Source organism: Nocardiopsis ganjiahuensis DSM 45031, assembly GCF_000341085.1.
GTDB lineage: Bacteria > Actinomycetota > Actinomycetes > Streptosporangiales > Streptosporangiaceae > Nocardiopsis > Nocardiopsis ganjiahuensis.
Genome location: NZ_ANBA01000009.1, coordinates 709602 through 732381, shown reverse-complemented (window position 1 = coordinate 732381; position 22780 = coordinate 709602). Strand labels below are relative to the sequence as shown.

The window sequence follows — 22780 nt, the reverse complement described above, 5'->3', positions numbered from 1 at the left end:
TGAACTTGCCACCAGGGGCGCGTTCGGCGCCGGAACCGCCCCTGGTGGCAGGATCATCTCTGAGAGGGGCGCGCTGGGGGCCGGCTCACTGGTAGCCGCGGATCTCCCGGAAGATCCGCTCCAGTTCCATCTGCCGGGCGTCGAAGACCCGCCCGCCCGACACCAGGGCCAGGGTCTCCATCTCCTCGCCGTTGCCCTCCCCGAACAGCACCGGGTACACCGGCACCGACGCCACCTCCGACGGCAGGTCGGCCATCTCGCCCACCAGCTCGTCCAGGCCGGCGCCCTGGTTGACCTCGCCGTCGGTCATCAGCACCACCGACATCAGGTGGTCGTCGCCCCCGCCCTTCGCCAACAGCGAGAACGCCTCGGCCACGGCGTCGTAGGCGGCGGTCTCCCCTCCGGCCTCCAGCGCCGCCACCTCGGCGGCCAGGTCGGCCCGGGCCCCATCGGAGGAACCCGGCTCCAGGACGAACGTGCTCGGCTCCCAGGGCTCGGTGGAGAACGGCAGCAGGGTCACCTCCTCACGGTCCTGGAAGAGCTGTGCCCGCTCGGACAGGGACCCCTCGTCGGCACCGGTCAGCGCCACCAGCGCCGTCCGCAGGTCCCCGATCCTCTGCCCCTCCATGGACCCCGACACGTCCAGCACGTACACCGTGCGCGAGGGGCGGCGCAGTTCGGCGAAGTAGGCGGCGACCAGGTCGTCCACCACCTCGCGCCGTGCCGGGAACGGCAGTTCCACCAGGTCCGGGAAGTCCTCGGCGGCCACCTCGGCGGAGACCGGGCGCCGGAAGGTGCGCTCGACGATGTCGCTCTGCGCCTCGGCGCCCAGCAGGTCCGCCACCACCTCCTCGTAGTCCGCCGCGGCCTCGTCCGAGGCGCCCGCCAACAGCGTCAACGGGTAGTCGGCGGTCACCACACCGTCCTCGGGGTACACCAGGGCCAGCGGTCGGCCCTCACCCGAGGCGGCGTGCGACATCAGTACCGACTCGTAGTTGACCACGCCGTCCACGGCGGCGCCCCCGCGCTCCTGGCGGCGGGCGAACTCCTCCATCAGCCAGCCGGACGAACCCGCCGTCATCTCCTGCCCGGAGAAGAACTCCGCCAGCTCCGGGCCGACCCGCTCCACGTCACCGGCCTCCAGAGCCGCGCCCGTGTCGGCCATCGCCGAGGCCGCCCCGATCAGCGCGGAGAACCCCGAGTTGGACGCCGCCGGGTTGGACATCCCGTAGGTCAGACCCTCCTCGGACACCGCCTCGGCCACGTCCCCCCAGGTCACGCCGCGCACCAGGTCGTCGTCGGTCCAGCCGAGCTCCTCGGCGCGCGACTCGACCACACCGAACACCACCGGGGACACCATCACGGAGGTCTCGGCGTCCACGAGGGAACGCTCCTGGTCCACCAGGTGCAGGTAGCGGTTGGAGGGGAACCAGACCGCGTCGAAGGGCTCCCCGCCCTCGGACGCCACACCTGCGTCCCCCGCGGCGGCGATCCGCTCGGTCCCGTCCAGGGTGCCGGTGTACTCCAGTTCCAGCCGCACCCCGGTCCGCTCCGCGGAGGCGGCCAGCACCTCCTCCATGTCGGCGAGTTCGCTCCCGGCCAGTACCCGCAGCGTGCGGTCCCCGCCGAAGACGCCGCCCCCGCCCTCGGCGGTGCACGCAGAGGCCAGCACCAGGACCGCCAGGGCGGCACCCCACGCACGGACCCTCATTCCCGGCCCCCGCCCCGACGCCCGGTCCGGCCGTCCTCCTCGACGGGCGGAGCCATGCCCGTGCTCTCGTAGGAACCCTCGATGTCGTTCAGGAGAGCCTCCAGGGCCTCGTAGGTGGGGGAGTGCACCACGTCGTCGACCTGGACGCGCACGGGCAGGCCGTGTTCGTCGACCAGGTCGCGGAAGTGGGCGGTGTCGTCGGTGCGGTAACCGTGCTCGGCGATCAGGTCACGGAGCTCGGGGTCCTCGGTGAGCAGGCGACCCACCTCGTCCCCGGTATCGGTGAACGGCACCACCGTGTGCGTGGAGTACACGGTCGGCTCCGGATACATCAGCACGGCGTCCTCGGGCGGCGGCGGACCCGCCACCGCCGCGTACACGTACTGCGACTCGTAGGCCCACAGCAGCGGGGTGTGCCCGGCGCCCAGGTCCCGGTACTGCTCGAAGGGCTGCTGGGAGGACTCGGGCGGCTGCCCCTGGGCCAGGAACAGCCGGGACAGGGTCGCGGACAGCTCTCCGTCCACGTCGCCGGGCGGCACGACCTCCTCGTCGTTGAGCAGGTAGGACAGGACCACCACGTACATCGCGGCCGAGTTCGAGGTACGCGGGTCGGTGGTGCGGACCAGTACCTCGTTGCGGTTGCCGGAGCTCACCGAATTACCGGGCAGGTCCCGCCAGCGGGTCCGTTCCCCGGCCAGGTCCAGGTAGGCGGCCAGGTCGAAGGACCACGTGCCGTCCTCCTTCCGGGAGGCGACCTCGGCCCCTTCCAGCGCCTCCGCCACGGGCCCGTGGCTGAGCAGCACCATGGGCGTGCTGAACGGCTGGTACTCAGTGGTGACCCCGTGGAGCTCGCGCACGTGCTCGGAGGCGGACGCCGAACCGGGGGAGACGAAGTCCGCCTCGTCGGCGCCCTCGGCCAGCAGCCGTGAACCGCGCGGCCGCACCCGCACGTCGAACCCCAGTTCGGCGAACCGCGCCCGGACCCGTTCGTCCTCGAAGAGCGCCACCTTCTCCGAGCCCACGATCCCCTCGACCGCCACCGGCTCCCCGGCCCCGCCGAACCGGTTCACCACGACGACGCCGAGCACCGCGAGCAGGGCGATGATCACGGTCACGCCGAGCAGCAGGACCCATCTTCGGCCGGATTCGTGAGACAGGGGGCGATCTCGCACCGGAAAGGACCTCCTGGGCAGGAAATGATCCTCCACGGTGGCACCCGGCCCCAGCTCGCAGCCGACGCTCAGGTGTCCGGCAGGTGTCTCCGAGGGGAAGCCCGGCCTGTGGACGGTGGCCGGAAGGCCCTCGGGGCGAACTACGCTGGAAACCGTGGCAGGCCGGATCAAAGACGAAGACATCGCCCTCGTGCGCGAGCGCACCCCCATCGCTGACGTGATCGGCGAGTACCTCCAGCTGCGCAACGCAGGCGGAGGCTCGCTCAAGGGGCTGTGCCCCTTCCACGACGAGAAGTCCCCCTCCTTCAACGTCACCCCCGCCAAGAACTTGTACTACTGCTTCGGCTGCGGGGAGGGCGGGGACGTCATCTCCTTCGTGCAGCAGATCGACAGCCTCAGCTTCACCGAGGCGGTCGAGTCGCTGGCGCGGCAGACCGGGATCGTGCTCCGGTACGAGGAGGGCGGGCGCAGCACCTCCCGCAGGGACGAGGGCAAGCGGCAGCGCCTGCTGGACGCGCACAGGGCCGCGGCCGAGTTCTACTCCGAACAGCTCCTGTCCCCCGAGGCGGTCACCGGGCGCCGGTTCCTGAGCGAGCGGGGCTTCAGCCGGGTCCACGCCGAGCAGTTCGGGATGGGTTTCGCGCCCGCGGGCTGGCAGAACCTCACCGACCACCTGCGCCGCAAGGGTTTCACCGACGCCGAGATCATCGAGGGCGGACTGGCCAGCCAGGGGCGGCGCGGCGCCTACGACCGGTTCCGGAACCGGCTGCTCTGGCCGGTGCGCGAGGTCACCGGCGAGGTCGTCGGGTTCGGCGCGCGCAAGCTCGATCCGGCGGAGGACGGACCCAAGTACCTCAACTCCCCCGAAAGTCCCATCTTCCACAAGGGGCGCCTGCTCTACGGACTGGACCTGGCCAAACGGGAGATCTCCCGGCAGGGCAAGGCGGTCATCGTCGAGGGGTACACCGACGTCATGGCCTGCCACGAGGCCGGGGTGACCACGGCCGTCGCCACCTGCGGAACGTCGTTCGGTGAGGACCACCTCAAGATCCTGCGCCGGATGCTGCTGGGCCGCTCCAACCAGGGCAGCAAGGTCGTGTTCACCTTCGACGGCGACAAGGCCGGGCAGAAGGCCGCAGTGCGCGCCTTCGCCGAGGAGCACGGATTCACCTCCGAGACCCTGGTCGCCGTCCAACCGGACGGGCTCGACCCCTGCGACCTGCGGCTCCAGCAGGGCCCGCAGGCCGTGGTCGACCTGGTCGAGGGCGCCACACCGCTGTACAAGTTCATGATCCGCAACATCATCGAGGGCTACGACCTGTCCAGCGCCGAGGGGCGCATCGCCGCCCTGGACGCAGCCGCGCCCGTGGTGGCCAGCATCCGTGACGAGGGCGTCCGCCTGGACTACGGCAAGAACCTCGACCGCTGGCTCGGGCTCATGGACGAGTCGTTCGTGCTGCGCCGCGTCCGCCAGCACATGCGCCGCGGCGGGTCGCAGGGCACGACGAGGGCGGCGGACCGGCCCCAGGACCGGCCGGCGCCCACACCGGACGCCCAGTCCGCCCCCTACGACCTGCGCGACCCCTCGGTCCAGCGGGAGCGCCAGGCGCTCAAGGTCGCGGTCAAGCACCCGAACCTGGCCCGGGGCTTCGACACCCTCACCGACGAGGACTTCACCGTTCCGCAGCACCGCGCCGTGCTCCAGCTCATCCGCGCGCAGGGCGGGATCGCGAACGTGACCGACCCGGAGAGCTGGGCGCTCACCCTGCGTGACGCGGCGCCGAATGACGCTCAACGCGATTTCGTCACGCGCCTGGGTGTAGAGGAGATCGAGTTCTATGGAGAACTTGACGAGCATTTCGCCCAACAAATGCTGAGCACAATCAGGACTCATTCCATCAATCGGCGCGAGTCAAACCTCAAATCCGAGCTGCACCGGATCGACCAGATCGCTCAGCCGGAGGAATACAATCGGATCTTCGTCGAGCTCATGCAGCTCGGCCAGCAGAAACGCGCCCTCCAGGAGTCCGACTCCGGCGGTATGTAGCACGAGGGTGACAATAGTAGTTCTCCCTATCGAGGTAGGGGTGCGGGCACAATGTAGTGGTGGCTCCCACCGTTGTGACCAACGAAATACCACCTATTCGTCAGGTGGTCCGACTACTACCCGGCTCGGGCCGGGGAACGGTTAGTCGTGGGGAGGTCGCGTCGGCGTTGGACCGCCTGGACGCGCCCCCCGGCTCCCTGGACCGGACCATCACCGATCTCGCCCGCGCCGGGGTCGACGTGGCCGAGACCGAGGAAGCGGCCCCCGCCGCCGACCCCGGCCGCCGCTCCGGCTCCGACCTGGTCCGCATGTACCTGCGCGAGATCGGCCGGGTCCGGCTGCTCACCGCGCAGGAGGAGGTGGACCTGGCCAAGGCCGTCGAGGTGGGCCTGTACGCGCAGTGCCGCGAACCCGAACCGGGGTTCTGCACGGCCGACGACCTGGCCGACCTCGTGGAGGAGGGCAGGCGCGCCAAACGGCGCCTCATCGAGTCCAACCTGCGCCTGGTCGTGTCGATCGCCAAGCGCTACATGGGGCGGGGCCTGCTGTTCCTGGACCTGATCCAGGAGGGCAACCTCGGCCTGATCCGCGCGGTCGAGAAGTTCGACTACACCAAGGGCTTCAAGTTCTCCACGTACGCCACGTGGTGGATCCGCCAGGCGATCACCCGGGCCATCGCCGACCAGGCCCGCACCATCCGCATCCCGGTGCACATGGTCGAGACGATCAACAAGCTCGTCCGGGTCCAGCACCAGCTCCACCAGCAGCTCGGCCGCGAACCCAGCGTCGCCGAGATCTCCTCCGCGGCCGGGTTCGGCGGGGAACGGGTCCTGGAGATCCAGCGCATCGCCCGCGAACCGGTCTCCCTGCAGGCGCCCATCGGTGAGGAGGAGTCCGACTTCGGTGACTTCATAGAGGACTCCGACGCGGTGGTGCCGGTCGAGGCGGCCGCCTTCAGCCTGCTGCAGGAACAGCTGCGGGTGATCCTGGGCGACCTCTCCGAGCGCGAACGGCGCATCATCCGACTGCGCTTCGGCCTGGTCGACGGCCACCCGCGCACCCTGGAGGAAGTGGGGAGGGAGTTCGGGGTGACGCGTGAACGGATCCGCCAGATCGAGGCGAAGACCCTCGCCAAGCTCCGCCATCCCTCACGGGCGGGCACCCTGAAGGACTTCCTGCGCAGCGGCTGAACCCGCGCGGCGCGGACCCCGCGCAGCGGCTGGTGCCCCGCACGTCGGCCGAGCACGGTGGCCGGTCCTTCCACCGCCCCCATGATGCGTGTGGGACGTCGTCCTACAACGACCGGGGCGGCGCGCGGGTTCCCGGGCCTGCGGAAACGGCCTCTTCTGGCCGACATGGGACGAACACCCCGTCCCGACCCCGCCGTGCCCCTACCTTCGAGGTGTGAACGCCAACCCGACCCCACCCAGACACAGGGCACCCCTCGGGCGGCGTCCGCTGCTGGTACTGGGCGCGGCCGCCGTCGCAGTCGCACTACTCGTGGGGGCCTTCGTGCTCATGAACCAACGAGAGCCCGAGCGCATCGGGTACTTCGCCGACTGGAACGTGGCCAACCGGGGCTACACCGTCAACGAACTGCGCAACAGCGGGGCCCCCGAGCACCTCACCAGGGTCATGTGGGCCTTCGGCGACATCGACCGGGACGGGCTGTGCCACATCCCGGAGGGCAGCCACGACCAGCCCTGGGAGCTGTACCAGCGCCGCTACGCCGCCGACGAGAGCGTCAGCGGCGAGGCCGACGAGTACGAGCAGGAACTGGCGGGCAGCCTGAACCAGCTGCGCCAGCTCCGCGGGGTGTACCCGGACCTGGGCGCCAGCCTGTCCCTCGGCGGTTGGAACTGGTCGGTGAACTTCTCCACCGCGGCCCGCGACGAGGAGTCCCGGGAGGCCTTCGTCGCCTCCTGCCTGGACCTGTGGCTGCGCGGCGACCTGCCGGTCCGCGCCGAGGAGCCCCAGGGCGGGGAGGGCGCGGCCGCAGGGGTCTTCGACGGCATCGACCTGGACTGGGAGTGGCCGGGCGGCGAGGGCAACTCCGACAACGTCGAACACCCCGACGACCCGCGCAACTTCACCCTGCTGGTCGCCGAGTTCCGCCGCCAGATGGACGAGCTCTCCCGGGAGACCGGGGACGACTACGTCCTGTCCGTCTCGCTGCCCGCCGGGGCGAAGCACTCCGAGGCCTTCGAGGCGGAGGTCTTCGAGTACGTCGACTTCGCCACGGTCCAGGGGTACGACTTCTCGGGCCCCTGGAGTGAACGCACCACCCACCACTCCAACCTCCACGTCCCCGGCTACAACGAGGACGCCAACAGTGTGGACCAGGCGATCCATCGCTATCTGGACCTGGGAGCCGACCCCCACCAGATCGTGATGGGCGTCCCGGCCTTCGGGCGCGGCTGGCAGGGCGTCCCGGCCGGGAACGAGGGACGCTACCAGGAGGCCTCGGGGCCCGCCGACGACGACTACGACGGCCCCACCCGGCCCTTCGACCAGCTGGAGGAGATGGCCGGGCGCCGCTTCCTGGACGAGGAGGCCGGCGCCTACTGGATCTACGACGGCGACGAGTGGTGGACCTACGACAACCCCGAGGTGATCGAGCTCAAGGGCCGGTACGTCAAGGACAACGGTCTGGCCGGGATGATGGTCTGGAACCTGGACATGGACCCCGACGGAGAACTGGTCCGGGCCATGCGCGAGTCCCTGGACTGAGCCACGCCCCGGGCCGCCACCGCCCGCGGCGCGTCCCGCGGCACACCCCAGCCGTCCCGCGGACCGAACCGCGGCCCGCCCCGGGAACCGGTCCGCGGCCGGCCGGTGGAAACCGGCCCCCGGGGCCGCGTGCCGTGGTTGCCAGGCCGCCACCGCCCGCGCCACGCTGTGGGCATGGCCGACCCGCACAGCACCACCGCAAGCCCGGACCTCGCCGCACTCCGCCGCGACCTGGAGGACGGCGTTCAGGGCACCGTAGCTCTGGACGCGGGCACGCTCGCCCTCTACACCTCCGACGCCTCCAACTACCGCCGCGTCCCGCTCGCGGTGGTCATCCCCGAGACCGTCGACGACTGCGTGGCCGCCGTCCGCGCCTGTGCCGCGCACCGGGTGCCGATCATCCCGCGCGGCGGCGGCACCTCCATCGCCGGGAACTCCATCGGCACCGGCGTGGTCATCGACACCTCACGCCACCTGCGCACCATCGTCGACATCGACCCGGCGGCCCGCACCGCCACGGTCCAGCCCGGGGTCATCCTCGACGACCTGCGCGCCGCCACCGCCGAACACGGGCTGACCTTCGCCCCGGACCCCTCCACCCACAGCCGCTGCACGATCGGCGGCATGATCGGCAACAACGCCTGCGGCTCCCACTCGGTCGCCTGGGGCACCACCGCCGACAACGTGGTCTCCCTGGACCTGCTCCTGTCCGACGGCACCCGGGTCACCGTCGGATCCGGGCACACCGCCGAGGAGTTCGAGGAGCTGGCCGGCCGCCCCGGCCGTGAAGGGCGGATCCACGCCGCCCTGGGCCGCCTCGTGGAGACCCACCGCTCCGAGATGCGCACCGCCATGCCCGATTTCCGGCGCCGTGTCTCCGGCTACGCCATCGACCGGCTGCTCCCGGAGAAGGGACGCGACGTCGCCGCCTCCCTGGTGGGCACCGAGGGCACCTGCGCCATGGTCCTGGGCGCCACCGTCCGCCTGGTCGAGTCGCCGCCCGCCCGCGCCCTGGCGGTCCTGGGCTACGAGGACGCCCCGGCCGCCGCCGACGCGGTCCCCGGGATCCTGGAGCACTCCCCGCTCACCGTCGAGGGCCTCAACGACCGCATCGTCGCCGCCCTGGACCGGCACGGCTCCAAGTCCAGGGTCCCCCTGCCGCTCGGCCACGCCTGGCTGCTGGTGGAGATCGCCGGCCCGACGGCGGACGAGGCGGCCGCCGCGGCGCAGACCATGATCGACTCGCTGGCCGGGGAGAGCCGCCCGCGCGACGCCGCCGTGGTCACCGACCCCGCCCACCAGAAGGCGCTCTGGCGGATCCGGGAGGAGGGGGCCGGGCTCACCTCCCGCAGCCCCACGGGCGCCGAGGCCTGGTCCGGCTGGGAGGACGCCGCCGTGCCGCCGGAGAACCTCGGCGCCTACCTGCGCGACTTCGAGGACCTCATGGCCCGCCACGACCGCTACGGGGTCGTCTACGGGCACTTCGGCGACGGCTGCATCCACGTGCGCATCGACTTCGAGCTCACCCGGGAGAGCGGACGCCGCGCGTACCGGGCCTTCATGGAGGAGGCCGCCGACATCGTGGTGCGGCACGGGGGTTCGCTCTCCGGAGAGCACGGGGACGGACAGGCCCGCTCCGAGCTCCTCGCGCGCATGTACCCCGAGAGCCTCATCCGCGCCTTCGGTGAGTTCAAGCGGGTCTGGGACCCCGACAACCTGATGAACCCGGGCATCATCGTCGACCCGCTCCCGCTGGACTCCGACATCCGCGTCGCCACCGACGTACGCCCCGAGCTCCCGCTGCTCTCCCAGGCGTCCCTGGCCTACGGCGAGGACGACGGGGACTTCGCCAAGGCGCTGCGCCGCTGCTCGGGCGTGGGCAAGTGCCGCCGGCAGAGCGGGCCGGGCGTGATGTGCCCCAGCTACCAGGTGACCCAGGAGGAGAAGCACTCCACCCGCGGCCGCGCCCACCTGCTGTTCGAGATGGCCAACGGCGAGGTCATCACCGACGGCTGGCGGTCGGAGGAGGTCCGGGAGTCACTGGACCTGTGCCTGTCCTGCAAGGGCTGCCTGAGCGACTGCCCGGTCAACGTTGACATGGCCTCCTACAAGGCCGAGTTCCTGCACCAGCACTACAAGGGGAGGGTGCGCCCGGCGGCGCACTACTCGATGGGCTGGCTGCCGGTCCTGGCCCGCCTGGCGGCGGTGGCGCCGGTGGAGGCCAACCGGGTGGTCCGCCTGCCGGGGGTGTCCTCGCTGGCCAAGCGGATGGCCGGGGTGGCCGCCCAGCGCGACCTGCCGGCCTTCGCCCGCACCACGTTCACGCGGGCCTTCCGGCGCCGCCAGAACCGGGGCGAGGGGCGTCTGGGCGGGGCCAAGGTGGTGCTGTGGCCGGACACGTTCGGCAACCTGCTCAACCCGAACGTCCTCGTCTCCGCCGTCCGCGTGCTGGAGGACGCCGGCTTCTCCGTGGTGCTGCCCAAGGGACAGGTCTGCTGCGGGCTCACGTGGGTCTCCACGGGCCAGCTGGACGTGGCCCGCGCGGTGATGCGCCGCGCGGTGGCCGCCCTGGCGCCGCTGGTGGCCCAGGGGCTGCCGGTGGTGGGCCTGGAGCCGAGCTGCACGGCCGCGCTCAAGCACGACCTCGTGGAGCTCCTGCCGGGGGAGGAGAGCAAGCGGGTGGCCGCCGCGGTGCACACCTTCGCCGGGTTCCTCAACGAACACGCCCCGGACTGGCAGCCGCCGCGCGTGGACGCCTCGGCCCTGGCCCAGGTGCACTGCCACCAGCACGCGGTGACGGGTTTCGACGCCGACCGGGACCTGATCGCCCGGGCCGGGATCGACGGCGAGGTGCTGGACTCGGGCTGCTGCGGTCTGGCGGGCGACTTCGGGTTCACCGAGGGGCACTACGAGGTGTCCTCGGCCATCGGCGAACGCGAACTGCTGCCCCGGGTGCGCGCCGCGGACCCCGACACCCTGGTCCTCGCCGACGGGTACAGCTGCCGCACCCAGATCGAGCAGGGCGCGGGCCGCAAGGCGATGCATCTGGCCGAAGTCCTCGCCCTGGGCCTGGACAAGCGGTCCTGAGGGTCATCCGCGGAGGGGCGGCCCGGGAGCGGTGTGGCGGACCGTTCCCGGGCCGACCCGGGAACGGGGGCGTCCGCTCCGTCACCGGCCCCGTGCCGCTCGGAACCCGCTCACACACCCATCTGTTCGTGGAGCAGTGCCAGAGCCCGGGAGACGGAGTCGGACAGGCGGGGGTCCTGCGGGTCCAGGCCCTCGCCCAGGTGCACCCGCCAGTCGATCTCGCTGCCCAGCGGCGCGCGCCGGGCCACGAGCCGGAAACCGGTGGCGGAGCCGGTGGCGGGGAAGGGCACGAAGCGGTTCACCAGGATGGTGGAGGTGACCCGCTCCGCGACGGTCTCGGCCATGCGGCGGTAGTCCACCGGGTCGCCGGTCAGCTCGGTGCGCAGCCGGACGGTGTGTTCGCCGAAGCCCTCCTCGACGAAGGTGAGCGCGTCGGGGCTCCACCGGGCCTGGTCGATGTCCTGCCAGAGCACGCTGCGCCCGTCGGGCAGGTACAGGGCGCGGGTGGTCGCGACCAGGACGGCGCCGCCCCCGGCCGAGGGGGAGCCGGTCCCGGGGGCGCCCCCGGCCGGGGCGGCGACGGGTGCGTGGGTGAGCACCCGTTCGCCGCGCTCCAGCCGGGAGCGCACCTGGTCGGGGATGTTCTGACCGAACAGTGCCATCGTCAGAGGTCCCGGCCCTCGGGCCGCCCTTCCTGCGGGTCCTGCTCGGGGCGGGACCCGTTGACGAGACCGGTCTCCCACTCGACGAGCTCGGCCTCGTCCTCGGTGGGGCGCGCGAGGAAGTCGCGCACGGAGGTGATGGGCATCTTCTCGACGGTCTTGTCGTAGACGGCCCGGCCGGCCTTGCCGGTCTGGGCACCCACGACCCCGGCCACCTCCTGGACCAGGGGACTGTCGGCCACCTTGCGGGCGGTGCGGGCGAGCTGTTCGTAGCGGGCCCTGCCCGCCTTGGCTCCCAGCACGTATCCGATGGCGAGTCCGGCGACGAACGTGATCCGGTAGCGCATAGCTCCCTCTTTACGGCCTTGATGACGGTCGGCGTGGTCCGTGCCCCGACGTTACCGTTGCTTTGAGTCTCATCAACTATCAACATCCCGGGCGTTTCCCCCTGGGAGGTCCGTCACAGTCTCACCACAGCCCAAGCTGTTCGGTGTCTTGAGGACGGTGTCCCGCTTCTGTCCGCTCACACGGTTTTGCGCCACCTGCCCGCCCCGTACCCGCCGCACGGCGGGGACGGGTGGTGCGGGTCCTACGGTCGGCTCCACGGGCCTTCGGAGCTCGTGCTCCCCGGTCTCCAGCCACTCCGGTACCGGTCATGCTGGCCGCCAAGGCGGCGAGATTACGTGCGGCGTTGACGTCCCGGTCCAGGACCAGATCGCATTCGTCGCAGTCGAACACCCGGACGTGCAGTGGCAGCTTGGCTTTCACTGCCTTGCACTGCGAGCAGGTTTTCGAAGAGGCGAACCACTGGTCCGCGACTATCATACGACCGCCCCACCAGGCGGTCTTGTAGGCCAGTTGACGGCGGATCTGGCCGAATCCCGCGTCGGCGATATGGCGGGCCAGGCGTCGGTTCTTCAGCATCCCGGACACGTTCAGGTCCTCGACCACCACTGTTCCGTACTCGCAAGCCAGGCCGGTGGTGAGTTTGTGCAGGGCGTCGGTGCGCAGGTTCGCCACCCGGTGATGGACCTTGTTGCGCTTTTCGTTGGCCCTGACCCACCGGTTCGAGGGCCTCTGACCGGTACGCCGGTCCGGGCCCCGGCGCCTGGACACCCGCAGGGAGGCCCGGCGTAGCCGCTTCAGCTCCCGGCCCAGGTGGCGAGGATTCTCCACCTGCCGCACTTGACCATCGGAGTCAGAGACCACCGCCAAGGACTTGATGCCCAGGTCCACCCCGACCGCCCCCTCGGGGCGGGCCGGGGCACGGATGGCGCGTTCGATCTCGACCTGGAACGACACCTGCCACCGGCCCCGCTGGTGGGAGAAGGTCGCGGACAGGATCCGCGCCGACCCGTTGGCCAACCTCCGGTGGAGTTTGCGGGTGGACTCGTGGGTGCGAATCCGGCCCACCACCGGCAAGTTGATGTGGCGGCGGTCCTCCTCACACCGGATCGCCCCGGTTGTGAATCGGCAGGACAGACGGGAGCGGTGCTTGGACTTGCGGCGCGGCACCCCCGCTTTGGGGCCCTGACGCTCACCCCGTTTGGACGTGGCGTAGTTGTCGAAAGCGGCCGAAGCGTTGGCGAACCCGGTGTTATAGGCCTCCTTGGAGTTCTCCGACCACCAGTCAGCGAAGCGGGGGTCCTCCCGTTTGGTGGCGTTGAACGCCCGACGCAGTGCCGGAAGCGACCACGAACGCCATGGGGTTTGTTCCTCTTCCGGAATGTCGTAGGAGGCCTCGGCCGCACGTTGATCCCAGACCGCGAGCACGTGGGAGAGCGCCCAGTTGTAGGCCGTTCGGGCAGCTCCGCAGTGTGAGCGCAGATTCTGCTCCGTCCCAGCGCCCGGGTCCAGGGTGTACACGAATGCTTGGACCACATGGCCGGGCCGGGGCTCGAACCCACGCTTCTTGAGCTTGTTCTTCTCGCGCTTTGGATACTGCTCGGCGTTTTGTCGGGCCGCCTCGACCACAGGGTTCACCCCCTTCCGGCGGGACTCGCTCACCTGTTCGAGGGTGAACGCTAGCGGGCCGGGTAGGCCCATGTCCGGCGAATCCACCAGCTCCTCGATTTATCTCCAGGGAGGGTGCGGGCAGACTCGTGGACGCTATCTGTCCTCGTTGGTCTCACTCCGCAATGATCTTTGTTGATAGAAATCGATGTCTGCTGATGGACCATGGAACAGTTCACAACCCCCTCGTGGTGCGGAGCACACGAGCCGACACCGGTCACGAGCACTCGCGGAGCGCGCTAGTCTATTCATGTCGCCGAGGCCGCGAGGTCTCGGAGTCGCGCGATCCCGCGTAGCTCAATCGGCAGAGCAGCCGGCTGTTAACCGGCAGGTTACTGGTTCGAGTCCAGTCGCGGGAGCAGCAGGGGGAGGCCCGTCGGAGAGATCCGGCGGGCCTTCGTCGTGTGTACGGGACCGGGCGCCGATCAGGACGTGAGTCGTGAACCACCCGGCGCGGTACCGGCGCAGGAGTGTGTGAGCTGGGCTGTACGGGACAAAAAGACGTCGCGAGCACCCTCGCGGACGCGCTAGGCTTGGTGTTGTCGCCGAGGCCGCAGGGCCCCGGAGTCGCGCGATCCCGCGTAGCTCAATCGGCAGAGCAGCCGGCTGTTAACCGGCAGGTTACTGGTTCGAGTCCAGTCGCGGGAGCAGCAGGGGGAGGCCCGTCGGAGAGATCCGGCGGGCCTTCGTCGTGTGCACGGACAGGGGCGACCCCCGCCCGCTGCCGGGCCGGGAGGCTCCAACGCGGGTACGAGGGTGGTGCGGGCTCAGATACGCCCCATGCCGCCGATGATGAGCTGCCGGTTGCGGTGCGGCATCTGATAGCTCCCGGGCACGGGGGGAGCGACTGGCAGGGTCCGCCACTTCTGGGCCTGCAGCAGGCCTGGGGGCACCGACTCCCAGCCTTCGAAGAGGGTGGCGATCTCCCTCTCGGTCCGCCAGTACCCGTGGCCCAGGCGGTCGGTGAACAGCCGTTGGAGCTGTTCGGCCCGGAGTGCGTCCTTGGGGTAGCGCGCGGGGTCGGGGCGGCAGTAGTGGCTGAGGACCATGTGGCTGCCGGGGGCCAGGGCGTCACGCAGCGCGGCGATGCCGTGGGCGGCGGCCCGGAGGTCGCTGAGGTGTGCGACCGTGCCGGTGAGCAGCAGTCCCACCGGTTGGGTCAGGTCGAGGAGGAGGCTGCTCTCCGGGTCGTGCAGCAGGCGGACCGTGTCGTTCAGTCCGGCCTGCACGGCGGTGGTGGTGCGTCCGTCGCGGATCAGGGCGAGGTGGTGGGTGACCACCACGGGGTCGTCGCTGGCGTAGACGACCCGGGCGTCGGGAATGCTCTCGTGGGCGATCTCGTGCGGGTCCCCCGGCGCGGGCAGGCCGGCACCCACCTGGAGAAACTGTCGGATGCCCAGGTCCGCGGCGAGGTGGCGCACCGCGCGCTGGAGAAAGGCCCGTTCCCCCAGGATGATGTCGACGAAGCCGGGAGCGGCGCGCTCGGCCCGGGTGGCCAGGTCCCGGTCCACTGCGAAGTGGTCCTTCCCCTTGAGGTGGAAGGAGTGGAGCCGCGTGATGCTGGCCCCGGTCAGGTCGACTGGCGGCGGGGGTTTGGCCCTGACGTGTTTGTCCCCCGCCTGCCTCAGGAAATCGGGGGAGGTGAAACGAGACATCGCCGTCCTCTTGTCTGAGGTGGGGAAGTGCGGTCGACTCCCAGGTTTCTAGGACGGGCCCCGAGCGGGGCCGCGTCAAAGGATTCTATTCCGCGTCGGCGCGGTTGTTAACCGAGTCCGGGAGACAGGTAGTAAAAATCATCGCCCGAGGTTGCCCTTGAAGGTGAGTGCGCTACGTGTTAAGGCGGCCTTGGGCGGACACACACTTATACACCTAATGTCCATTATGCGAGGAACGGGCCTGGAGTCGTCGGCTGTTCGCCCGTGCGGCGCCGGACAGGAGCCGACCGTCCCGCCCCGACGGGCTTCACCGGGGAGCTCTCCGGAGTCGCAGGTGGAGCCCGGGCTCCGCCCGAAGCCCTTCCGGGCCCCGCCCAATCCCCGGCAGGGTCCGACCGGCCCCCCTCCGAAGGGCCCGGGCCACGGGTCCCGAACGGTCGGGGCGCCCAATCATCCGTGACGGCTATTGCGAAATCACCGCGCATTTTCGCTATCGAACCCGCTGCCAGCGCCAATCCCTCACAGGCGCGGTTAATCCATTCGTCCCCCCTCTGCGGGGAAGCGCCGGAAAGGGATGCCCGCCGACCGGGGAACGCGCGCGGGCGCACGACCTCTGAGCCGGTCCGGGCGACCACCGTTAACCTGGTGCCATGGACCGTCCCTACACCATCCTGAGCTGCGCGATGTCGATCGACGGGCGCATCGACGACACCAGTCCCGAACGCCTCCGCCTGTCCAACGAGGCGGACTTCGCCGAGATCGACGAACTCCGCGCCGGATGCGACGCCATCCTGGTCGGGGCCGGCACCCTGAGGGCCGACAACCCCCGGCTCCTCGTGCGCTCCCAGGTCCTGCGCGAGCGCCGCCGTGAGCAGGGACGCCCCGAGAACCTGCTCAAGGCCGTGATCACCCGGAGCGGCGACGTCGACCCCGGAGCACGCTTCTTCTCCACCGGGGACGCCGGCGCGCTCGTCTACACCGGCGGCAGCGGCGTGGCCACCGCCGCCCGGCGCCTGGCCGGCCGCCCCGACACCGACCCGCCCGCCGAGGTCGTGGACGCGGGCGACCCGCCCACGGCCGAGGCGATCCTGAACGACCTGGCCGACCGCGGTGTGGCCCGCCTGCTGGTCGAGGGCGGCGGGCACATCCACACCCTCTTCCTCGAATCGGGACTGGCCGACGAGCTCCGGTTGGCGGTCGCCCCGTTCCTGGTGGGGGAGGAGGACGCCCCGCGCTTCGTCATGCCGGGCTCCTACCCCTACTCCGCGCAGGCGCCCATGCGCCTGGTGGAGGCCCGCGCCCTGGACGGGATCGCCGTCCTGCGGTACTGCCTGGCCACGGAGGGGCTCCGATGAGGCCGGGCGAGGCGACGGACCCCACCGGCCGGACCGGCGGCCCCGGACCGGCGGAGGGCGCGGCCGACCGGTTCTGGCTGACGGCGGCGGTCCGGCTGTCGCGCTCCTGCCCGCCCTCGGACACCGCCTTCTCCGTGGGCGCCGTCGTGGTCTCCGCGGAGGGCCGGGTCCTGGGCGAGGGCTACTCGCGCCGCGACGACCCGCACGACCACGCCGAGGAGGTGGCGCTCCGGGGGATCGACCCCGAGGACCCGCGACTGGCCGGGGCGACGATCTACACGTCCCTGGAGCCGTGCAGCGTCCGCGCCTCCCGCCCGCGTTCGTGCACCGACCTGATCCTGTCCACACCGATACCGCGGGTGGTGCTGGCCTGGCGCGAACCCGCCCTGTTCGTCGACTGCGACGGGGCCGAACGCCTGACCGCCGCCGGGCGCACCGTGGTCGAACGCCCCGACCTCGCCGAGGGGGTCCGCGAGGTCAACGCGCACCTGCTCCGCTGAGAGAAGGCCCGGAGACGGCCCGGCGGCCGCCTCCGCGGTGCCGTCGGCCGGAGACGGCGGACCGCGGCCCGGGACCCCGGGCCCGCGTCGCGTCCGCCCGGGTGGAGTGACACCCGGGCGGACGTTCGCGCCTCGTTCCTAGAGCCGGTTCACGTCGGTGACGTGCACCACGGCGCGCCCCTCGGCGTTCGACGCGGCCAGGTCCACCTCGGCGCTGATGCCCCAGTCGTGGTCGCCGGCCGGGTCGGCGAGGATCTGGCGGACGCGCCACATGTCGTCCTCCTCCTCGATGAGGAGCATCTTCGGCCCGCGCGCGTCCGGTCCGGTACCGATGTCGTCGTGTTCGGCGTAGTACGCCTCCACGGCCTCGGCCCACTCCTCGCCGGTCCACTCGTCGTCCTCGGACAGCTTGCCCAGGTCGCCGTAGCGGCGCCGGGAAGCCAGCTCCACACGTCGGAACATCTCGTTGCGGACCAGCACCCGGAAGGCGCGGGCGTTCGCGGTGACCGGACGGACCTTCTCCTCGGCCTCCGGGCTCTCGCCCTCGACCTCCTCCTCGGGGTTGGTGAGCTGCTCCCACTCGTCCAGGAGACTGGAGTCGACCTGGCGCACCAGTTCGCCCAGCCACTCGATGAGGTCTCGCAGCTCCTCCGTCTTGGAGTCGTCCGGCACCGTCTGGTTGAGCGCCTTGTAGGCGCTGGCCAGGTAGCGCAGCACCAGCCCCTCGGAGCGGGCCAGCTCGTAGTAGCCCACGTACTCGACGAAGTTCATCGCGCGCTCGTACATGTCGCGGGCGATGGTCTTGGGCCGCAGCGGGTGGTCGCCCACCCACGGGTGGCCGGTCCGGTAGACCTCGTAGGCGTGGTCGAGGAGCTCCTCCAGGGGCTTGGGGTAGTCGACCTCCTCCAGCAGCTCCATGCGCTCCTCGTACTCGACGCCGTCCATCTTCATCTGCTGGACGGCCTCGCCGCGGGCCTTGTTGAGCTGGGCGCCGAGGATCTGACGTGGGTCGTCCAGCGTGGACTCCACCACGGTGAGCGCGTCCAGCGGGTAGGTCGGCGACTCCACGTCCAGCAGTTCCAGGGCGGCCAGCGCGAACGTGGACAGCGGCTGGTTGAGCGCGAAGTCGGCCTGCAGGTCCACGGTGAGCTGCGCGGTGCGGCCCTGCGCGTCCGGTTCGGGCAGGGTCTCCACGATCCCGCCGTCCAGCAGCGACCGGTAGATGGAGACCGCGTCGTGGATGTGGCGGCGCTGCGACTTGCGGTCGTCGTGGTTCTCGGTGAGCAGGTGCTTCATGGCGGTGAAGCAGTTGCCCGGCCGGCCGATCACGCTCAGCAGCATCGCGTTGCTCACCCGGAAGCGCGAGGTCAGCGGCTCGGGATCGGATTCGATGAGCTTGCGGAAGGTCGCCTCGTCCCAGGAGACGAACCCCTCGGGCGCCTTCTTGCGCACCACCTTGCGCCGCTTCTTGCTGTCGTCGCCCGCCTTGGCCAGCGCCTTCTCGTTCTCGACCACGTGCTCCGGGGCCTGGGCGACCACGTTGCCCACGGTGTCGAAGCCCGCCCGGCCGGCCCGCCCGGCGATCTGGTGGAACTCGCGGGCGCGGAGCCTGCGCACCCGCACGCCGTCGTACTTGCTCAGCGCGGTGAACAGCACGGTGCGGATGGGCACGTTCACGCCCACCCCCAGGGTGTCGGTACCGCAGATGACCTTGAGCAGCCCGGACTGGGCCAGCCGCTCGACCAGGCGGCGGTACTTGGGCAGCATGCCGGCGTGGTGCACGCCGATGCCGTGCCGCACGTACCGGGACAGGTTGCGCCCGAACTTGGTGGTGAAGCGGAAGTTGCCGATCTCGTCGGCGATCTTCGCCTTCTCCTCCTTGGAGCACATGTTGATGCTGGTCAACGACTGCGCGCGCTCCACGGCCTGTGCCTGGGTGAAGTGCACGATGTACACGGGCGCGTGACCGTCGCCGAGGAGTTCCTCGAGGGTCTCGTGCAGCGGGGTCGTGCGGTAGTCGTAGTAGAGGGGGACCGGGCGCTCCGCGGAGGCGACCACGGAGGTCGGCCTTCCGGTGCGCTTCTCCAGGTCCTCCTCGAACCGGCTCACGTCGCCCAGGGTGGCCGACATCAGCAGGAACTGCGCCTGGGGCATCTCCAGCAGGGGGACCTGCCACGCCCACCCGCGGTCGGGTTCGGCGTAGAAGTGGAACTCGTCCATGACGACGGTGTTGATGTCGGCGTCCTTGCCCTCGGCCAGGGCGATCTGGGCGAGGACCTCCGCCGTGCAGCACACGATGGGCGCGTCGGCGTTGACACTGGCGTCGCCGGTCATCATGCCGACGTTCTCGGTGCCGAAGATCTTGCACAGGTCGAAGAACTTCTCCGACACCAGCGCCTTGATGGGCGCGGTGTAGAACGCGCACTCGTTCCGGGCCAGCGCGGCGAACAGGGCACCGGTGGCGACCATGCTCTTGCCGGAGCCGGTGGGGGTGCTGAGGATGACGTTCGACCCGGAGACGACCTCGATGAGGGCCTCCTCCTGGTGCGGGTAGAGGGTGAGGCCCCGCTCCTCGGCCCACAAAGCGAACGCCTCGAAGAGGGAGTCGGGTTCTGGTTCGGCCGGAAGCACATCAATGAGACTCACAGTCTCTATACTGCCCGCTTTCCGCACCTCTTCGGGACACGGCGGGGTGTTCGTCCCCTCACGGGCCCGGCGACAGCGGCGGAAAGCGGCTGCCGAACGCCGGGCCGTCCGTCGGGGGTGGTGGAGAACGACGGGCGGGCGCGCCCCGAGGGGACGCGCCCGTGACAGCCGTGCGCCGCGGCGCGGGTCCGCTAGACCAGGCCGAGCTGCTTGACGGTGTCGCGCTCCTCGACGAGCTCCTGCACCGAGGCGTCGATACGGCCGCGGGAGAACTCGTCGATCTCCAGGCCCTGCACGATCTCCCACTTGCCGTCCTTGGAGGTGACGGGGAAGGAGGAGATGAGGCCCTCGGGCACGCCGTACGAACCGTCGGACGGGATGGCCGCGGAGGTCCAGTCGCCCTCGGGGGTGCCGTTCACCCAGTCGTGGACGTGGTCGATGGCGGCGTTGGCGGCCGAGGCGGCCGAGGACGCGCCACGGGCCTCGATGATCGCGGCGCCGCGCTTGGCGACGGTCGGGATGAAGTCGTTCTCCAGCCAGGCCTGGTCGCCGACGGCCTTGGCGGCGTTGGCACCGTTGACCTCGGCGTTGAACAGGTCCGGGTACTGGGTGGCGGAGTGGTTGCCCCAGATCGTGAGCTTCTTGATGTCGTTGATCGACACGTTCAGCTTCTTGGCGAGCTGGGTCAGCGCGCGGTTGTGGTCCAGGCGCGTCATCGCGGTGAAGCGCTCGGCCGGGACGTCCGGGGCGTGGCTCTGCGCGATGAGGGCGTTGGTGTTGGCCGGGTTGCCGACCACCAGGACGCGGATGTCGTCGGCGGCGCCGGCGTTGATCGCCTCGCCCTGGGGCTTGAAGATGCCGCCGTTGGCCTGGAGCAGGTCACCGCGCTCCATGCCCTTGCCGCGCGGACGGGCGCCGACCAGCAGACCGACGTTGGCACCCTCGAACGCCTTGTTGGCGTCGTCGAAGATGTCGATGCCCTGGAGCAGCGGGAAGGCGCAGTCGTCGAGCTCCATCGCCGTACCCTCGGCGGCCTTGACGGCCTGCGGGATCTCCAGCAGGCGGAGCTTCACCGGGGTGTCGGCGCCGAGCAGCTGGCCGGAGGCGATCCGGAACAGGAGGGCGTAGCCGATCTGGCCGGCGGCGCCGGTGACGGTGACGTTGACGGGTGCGTTGGACATGCGTGAACTCTCCTGACGACGATGTGCGACCCGCGATGTTACCAACGGGTTCGAGGCGGCTCCGGAGCCGGGCCCAGGGGGTACGGCCAGGCGCGCGCCGCACCATCACACCCTAGACCGCTCCCCGGCGCCTCTCACGACCCAGGTGCGGTCAAGCGCTTCGCGCGTCGTCACGGACGTGGCCAACCCCTGTGGAGTAACGGATTTACGGCGCGGAAACGCCGGACACACCCTGTTAGGATGACGTTTGCTGACGACGGAGGGCCGGTAGCTCAGTTGGTTAGAGCAGGGGACTCATAATCCCTGGGTCGCGGGTTCGAGTCCTGCCCGGCCTACCCCTCTCACCTGTGTGGAACCCCCTTCCACACGGCGCCGACGGCTCTTCGACGCCGTCGGCGCACCCACCCTTCCTATTCCGGAACCCGGGTGGCGTGCGCCGACTATCTCGCTTTTCGCGACGTTTGTCCGAATGGCTTGTTCTGTGCTTATCGGGCGTTTTCACCGATCAAGCGCTGCACGAAGGCACGGTAGTCCCGCAGCGAGACACGCAGGGTCTCGGTGTCCCCGGTCCCCTTCCCGTCCTCGCTCCACGCGGAGCGGAGCGCGGAACGGCGGGACTCGATCTCCGCGACCACGGCCTCCGCGACGTCCGAGGCCAGCGCGTCCGCTTCGCGTACCGCCTGCCGGGGGTCGTCGATGAACCCGCCCTGGGCCTCGTTCCAGCGGCTTCGCACCTCGTCCGGATCCAGACCGCGCGGACGCGGGCTCCAGTTTCCGTCCGCGGCGTCCGCGCCGGCGGTGGGGCGCCCCGGGGTCCCCTGGGCCGCGGCCCCGCGCGGGGAGGACTCCGTCGTCGGGATCCCCCTGCCGGGATCCGCGGGTCCGTCGGATGTGAGGGCGCCGTCGAGGGCGGGCCCGGTCCCGGTCACCTCGGCGTCGATCGGCGCCCTCTCACCGGGGCCGGTTCCCGCTTCGGGCCCGACCACGTCGGCTGCCCCCGGTGCGGGTTCCACCGGTCGCGTCGCTCTGCTGTTCCTCGATGCGCGCTCTGCCATTTCCGTCTCCTGGTCTCGGCGCCGGACCTGCGGCGCCGCGTCGTGTTCGGTCGGCTTTCGTGCGCTCTGCGGTGTCGTCGGGACGCCTACTCCGGCCTGTGGGACGTGCCCGCCGTGCGGGCGTCGTTGCTCGTCGGCAGGCCGCCCAGCAGCGCGTCCACGAGGCCGCGATAGGCCACCAGGGCCTCGCGCAGGCCCTCGGTGGTGGTCCGGTTCGCCTCGGCGAGGTGTCCGGCGGCCTGGGCGTCGCGGTAGCGGGCGACCGCGGTGGGGTGTTCCACCGACAGGTCCCTGACGCGCTGGTCGAAGCTCTCGTCGTCGGCTCCGCCGCCGACGGCCGAGGGGCGCTCGGGGTAGCCGAGGTCCCGCATGATCGTGTCGGTCAGGCCCCGGGCGTCCCGCAGGGCGCTGACGGGGTCGTCCACGAATTCCTGCTGGACGGCGGCCCACGCGTTCACGTGGGCTCCGCGCTCCTCCGGGCTGAGCTTGCGGAGCTTCGTCTTCTCGATGGCGCCGAGGCGCTCGGAGAGCTCCCTCTCGGCTGACGCCTTGTCACCGTGCTCCTTCAGGGCGCGGTCGTACTCCGGGCCGAAGCGCTTCCTGAGCCGGTTGGTGCGCGCGGCCGGGAGGACCGAGAAGCGCGCGGCGATCGCGGCTCCTCCGGCGACGATCACCAGGACTACGGCAATGATGACAATCGTTGTGATGTCCATGGGAATTACCTCCTGTTCGGCCCCTGCCCCACGTGTCTGTCGTAAAACTGACCATTGTGCTTATCACGTGCTTTTGGCAGATGAGAGCACGTAAGACAGTTTTCACTCAGTCGGTTCGACGTGCGCCTTCGGGGCGCGTGCCGATGGTGGAGCCCGCACGACCCGAGTGCGGTCGAGGTCGGTGAGGGGCGAAAACATGGCGGCTGTCCACAGCGGTCGGCGCACCCACCCGTCCGATTTCGGACCGGGGTGG

Annotated in this window: 16 protein-coding genes and 3 tRNA genes; 9 read left to right on the top strand and 10 right to left on the bottom strand. The window is 70.7% G+C overall.

The genetic code is table 11. From position 1 onward, the window contains the following. Positions 1-85 precede the first annotated feature (85 nt). Entirely contained in the window at positions 86-1711 is a 1626-nt protein-coding gene (locus tag D458_RS0114335) for a VWA domain-containing protein (protein ID WP_017587446.1), read from the bottom strand. Then, a complete protein-coding gene (locus D458_RS0114330; protein WP_040702392.1) occupies positions 1708-2883 on the bottom strand; it encodes a hypothetical protein in 1176 nt (391 codons plus the stop codon). The genes D458_RS0114335 and D458_RS0114330 overlap by 4 nt, the downstream gene beginning before the upstream one ends. 154 nt (positions 2884-3037) lie before the next feature. Here D458_RS0114330 and dnaG point away from each other — a divergent pair, with 154 nt between their 5' ends. The 4 genes from dnaG to D458_RS0114310 all read left to right on the top strand — a co-directional run bounded on the left by dnaG (position 3038) and on the right by D458_RS0114310 (position 10747). Continuing rightward, on the top strand, positions 3038-4930 hold the full coding sequence (gene dnaG / locus D458_RS0114325) for a DNA primase (protein WP_017587444.1): 1893 nt from the start codon (positions 3038-3040) through the stop codon (positions 4928-4930). A gap of 104 nt (positions 4931-5034) precedes the next feature. Next, complete coding sequence (rpoD, locus tag D458_RS0114320) at positions 5035-6120, top strand: RNA polymerase sigma factor RpoD (RefSeq protein ID WP_026119300.1); 1086 nt, start codon at positions 5035-5037, stop codon at positions 6118-6120. Positions 6121-6334: 214 nt separating this feature from the next. Beyond that, positions 6335-7660, top strand: coding sequence for a glycoside hydrolase family 18 protein (locus D458_RS0114315; protein WP_026119299.1), 1326 nt, complete (start codon positions 6335-6337; stop codon positions 7658-7660). A gap of 174 nt (positions 7661-7834) precedes the next feature. Next, positions 7835-10747 carry an FAD-binding and (Fe-S)-binding domain-containing protein gene (locus D458_RS0114310; RefSeq protein WP_017587441.1) on the top strand — a complete coding sequence of 971 codons (2913 nt, stop codon included), beginning with the start codon at positions 7835-7837 and terminating at the stop codon, positions 10745-10747. 110 nt (positions 10748-10857) lie between these two features. Here D458_RS0114310 and D458_RS0114305 read toward each other — a convergent pair whose 3' ends face one another. The 3 genes from D458_RS0114305 to tnpB all read right to left on the bottom strand — a co-directional run bounded on the left by D458_RS0114305 (position 10858) and on the right by tnpB (position 13416). After that, positions 10858-11409: a hypothetical protein gene (locus D458_RS0114305; protein WP_017587440.1), complete on the bottom strand. Its 552-nt coding sequence runs from the start codon at positions 11407-11409 to the stop codon at positions 10858-10860. A gap of 2 nt (positions 11410-11411) precedes the next feature. Then, positions 11412-11756: a hypothetical protein gene (locus D458_RS0114300; RefSeq protein ID WP_017587439.1), complete on the bottom strand. Its 345-nt coding sequence runs from the start codon at positions 11754-11756 to the stop codon at positions 11412-11414. A gap of 121 nt (positions 11757-11877) precedes the next feature. Beyond that, entirely contained in the window at positions 11878-13416 is a 1539-nt protein-coding gene (tnpB, locus tag D458_RS0114295; RefSeq protein WP_239647958.1) for an IS607 family element RNA-guided endonuclease TnpB, read from the bottom strand. 292 nt (positions 13417-13708) lie between these two features. Between tnpB and D458_RS0114290 the strand changes: the two genes are divergently transcribed. Both D458_RS0114290 and D458_RS0114285 read left to right on the top strand, forming a co-directional pair. After that, positions 13709-13781, top strand: a tRNA-Asn gene (locus D458_RS0114290). A 216-nt stretch (positions 13782-13997) separates the two neighbouring features. Beyond that, positions 13998-14070, top strand: a tRNA-Asn gene (locus D458_RS0114285). A 119-nt stretch (positions 14071-14189) separates the two neighbouring features. Here D458_RS0114285 and D458_RS0114280 read toward each other — a convergent pair. Continuing rightward, positions 14190-15077: an SAM-dependent methyltransferase gene (locus tag D458_RS0114280; RefSeq protein ID WP_017587437.1), complete on the bottom strand. Its 888-nt coding sequence runs from the start codon at positions 15075-15077 to the stop codon at positions 14190-14192. A gap of 650 nt (positions 15078-15727) precedes the next feature. Here D458_RS0114280 and D458_RS0114275 point away from each other — a divergent pair. Both D458_RS0114275 and D458_RS0114270 read left to right on the top strand, forming a co-directional pair. Beyond that, a complete protein-coding gene (locus tag D458_RS0114275; RefSeq protein ID WP_017587436.1) occupies positions 15728-16432 on the top strand; it encodes a RibD family protein in 705 nt (234 codons plus the stop codon). Then, positions 16429-16932: a cytidine/deoxycytidylate deaminase family protein gene (locus D458_RS0114270; RefSeq protein WP_017587435.1), complete on the top strand. Its 504-nt coding sequence runs from the start codon at positions 16429-16431 to the stop codon at positions 16930-16932. The genes D458_RS0114275 and D458_RS0114270 overlap by 4 nt, the downstream gene beginning before the upstream one ends. A 138-nt stretch (positions 16933-17070) precedes the next feature. Here the strand turns inward: D458_RS0114270 and D458_RS0114265 are convergent, their stop codons facing one another. Both D458_RS0114265 and D458_RS0114260 read right to left on the bottom strand, forming a co-directional pair. Next, positions 17071-19563: a DEAD/DEAH box helicase gene (locus D458_RS0114265; RefSeq protein WP_017587434.1), complete on the bottom strand. Its 2493-nt coding sequence runs from the start codon at positions 19561-19563 to the stop codon at positions 17071-17073. A gap of 206 nt (positions 19564-19769) precedes the next feature. Continuing rightward, positions 19770-20759, bottom strand: coding sequence for a malate dehydrogenase (locus D458_RS0114260; protein WP_017587433.1), 990 nt, complete (start codon positions 20757-20759; stop codon positions 19770-19772). A 261-nt stretch (positions 20760-21020) separates the two neighbouring features. Here D458_RS0114260 and D458_RS0114255 point away from each other — a divergent pair. Then, a tRNA-Ile gene (locus D458_RS0114255) sits at positions 21021-21094 on the top strand. A gap of 150 nt (positions 21095-21244) precedes the next feature. Here D458_RS0114255 and D458_RS37580 read toward each other — a convergent pair. Next, entirely contained in the window at positions 21245-21814 is a 570-nt protein-coding gene (locus D458_RS37580) for a hypothetical protein (RefSeq protein ID WP_239647957.1), read from the bottom strand. A gap of 86 nt (positions 21815-21900) precedes the next feature. After that, on the bottom strand, positions 21901-22527 hold the full coding sequence (locus D458_RS0114245) for a hypothetical protein (protein ID WP_017587431.1): 627 nt from the start codon (positions 22525-22527) through the stop codon (positions 21901-21903). Between the last annotated feature and the right edge of the window lie 253 nt (positions 22528-22780).

What these genes read in the sequence shown, in the direction of transcription:
- D458_RS0114275 (WP_017587436.1), top strand. Translation starts at nt 15,728, where the DNA reads ATGGACCGTCCCTACACCATCCTGAGCTGCGCGATGTCGATCGACGGG.
- D458_RS0114280 (WP_017587437.1), bottom strand. Translation starts at nt 15,077, where the DNA reads ATGTCTCGTTTCACCTCCCCCGATTTCCTGAGGCAGGCGGGGGACAAA.
- D458_RS0114300 (WP_017587439.1), bottom strand. Translation starts at nt 11,756, where the DNA reads ATGCGCTACCGGATCACGTTCGTCGCCGGACTCGCCATCGGATACGTG.
- D458_RS0114245 (WP_017587431.1), bottom strand. Translation starts at nt 22,527, where the DNA reads ATGGACATCACAACGATTGTCATCATTGCCGTAGTCCTGGTGATCGTC.
- D458_RS37580 (WP_239647957.1), bottom strand. Translation starts at nt 21,814, where the DNA reads ATGGCAGAGCGCGCATCGAGGAACAGCAGAGCGACGCGACCGGTGGAA.
- D458_RS0114310 (WP_017587441.1), top strand. Translation starts at nt 7,835, where the DNA reads ATGGCCGACCCGCACAGCACCACCGCAAGCCCGGACCTCGCCGCACTC.
- D458_RS0114270 (WP_017587435.1), top strand. Translation starts at nt 16,429, where the DNA reads ATGAGGCCGGGCGAGGCGACGGACCCCACCGGCCGGACCGGCGGCCCC.
- D458_RS0114260 (WP_017587433.1), bottom strand. Translation starts at nt 20,759, where the DNA reads ATGTCCAACGCACCCGTCAACGTCACCGTCACCGGCGCCGCCGGCCAG.
- D458_RS0114305 (WP_017587440.1), bottom strand. Translation starts at nt 11,409, where the DNA reads ATGGCACTGTTCGGTCAGAACATCCCCGACCAGGTGCGCTCCCGGCTG.
- D458_RS0114335 (WP_017587446.1), bottom strand. Translation starts at nt 1,711, where the DNA reads ATGAGGGTCCGTGCGTGGGGTGCCGCCCTGGCGGTCCTGGTGCTGGCC.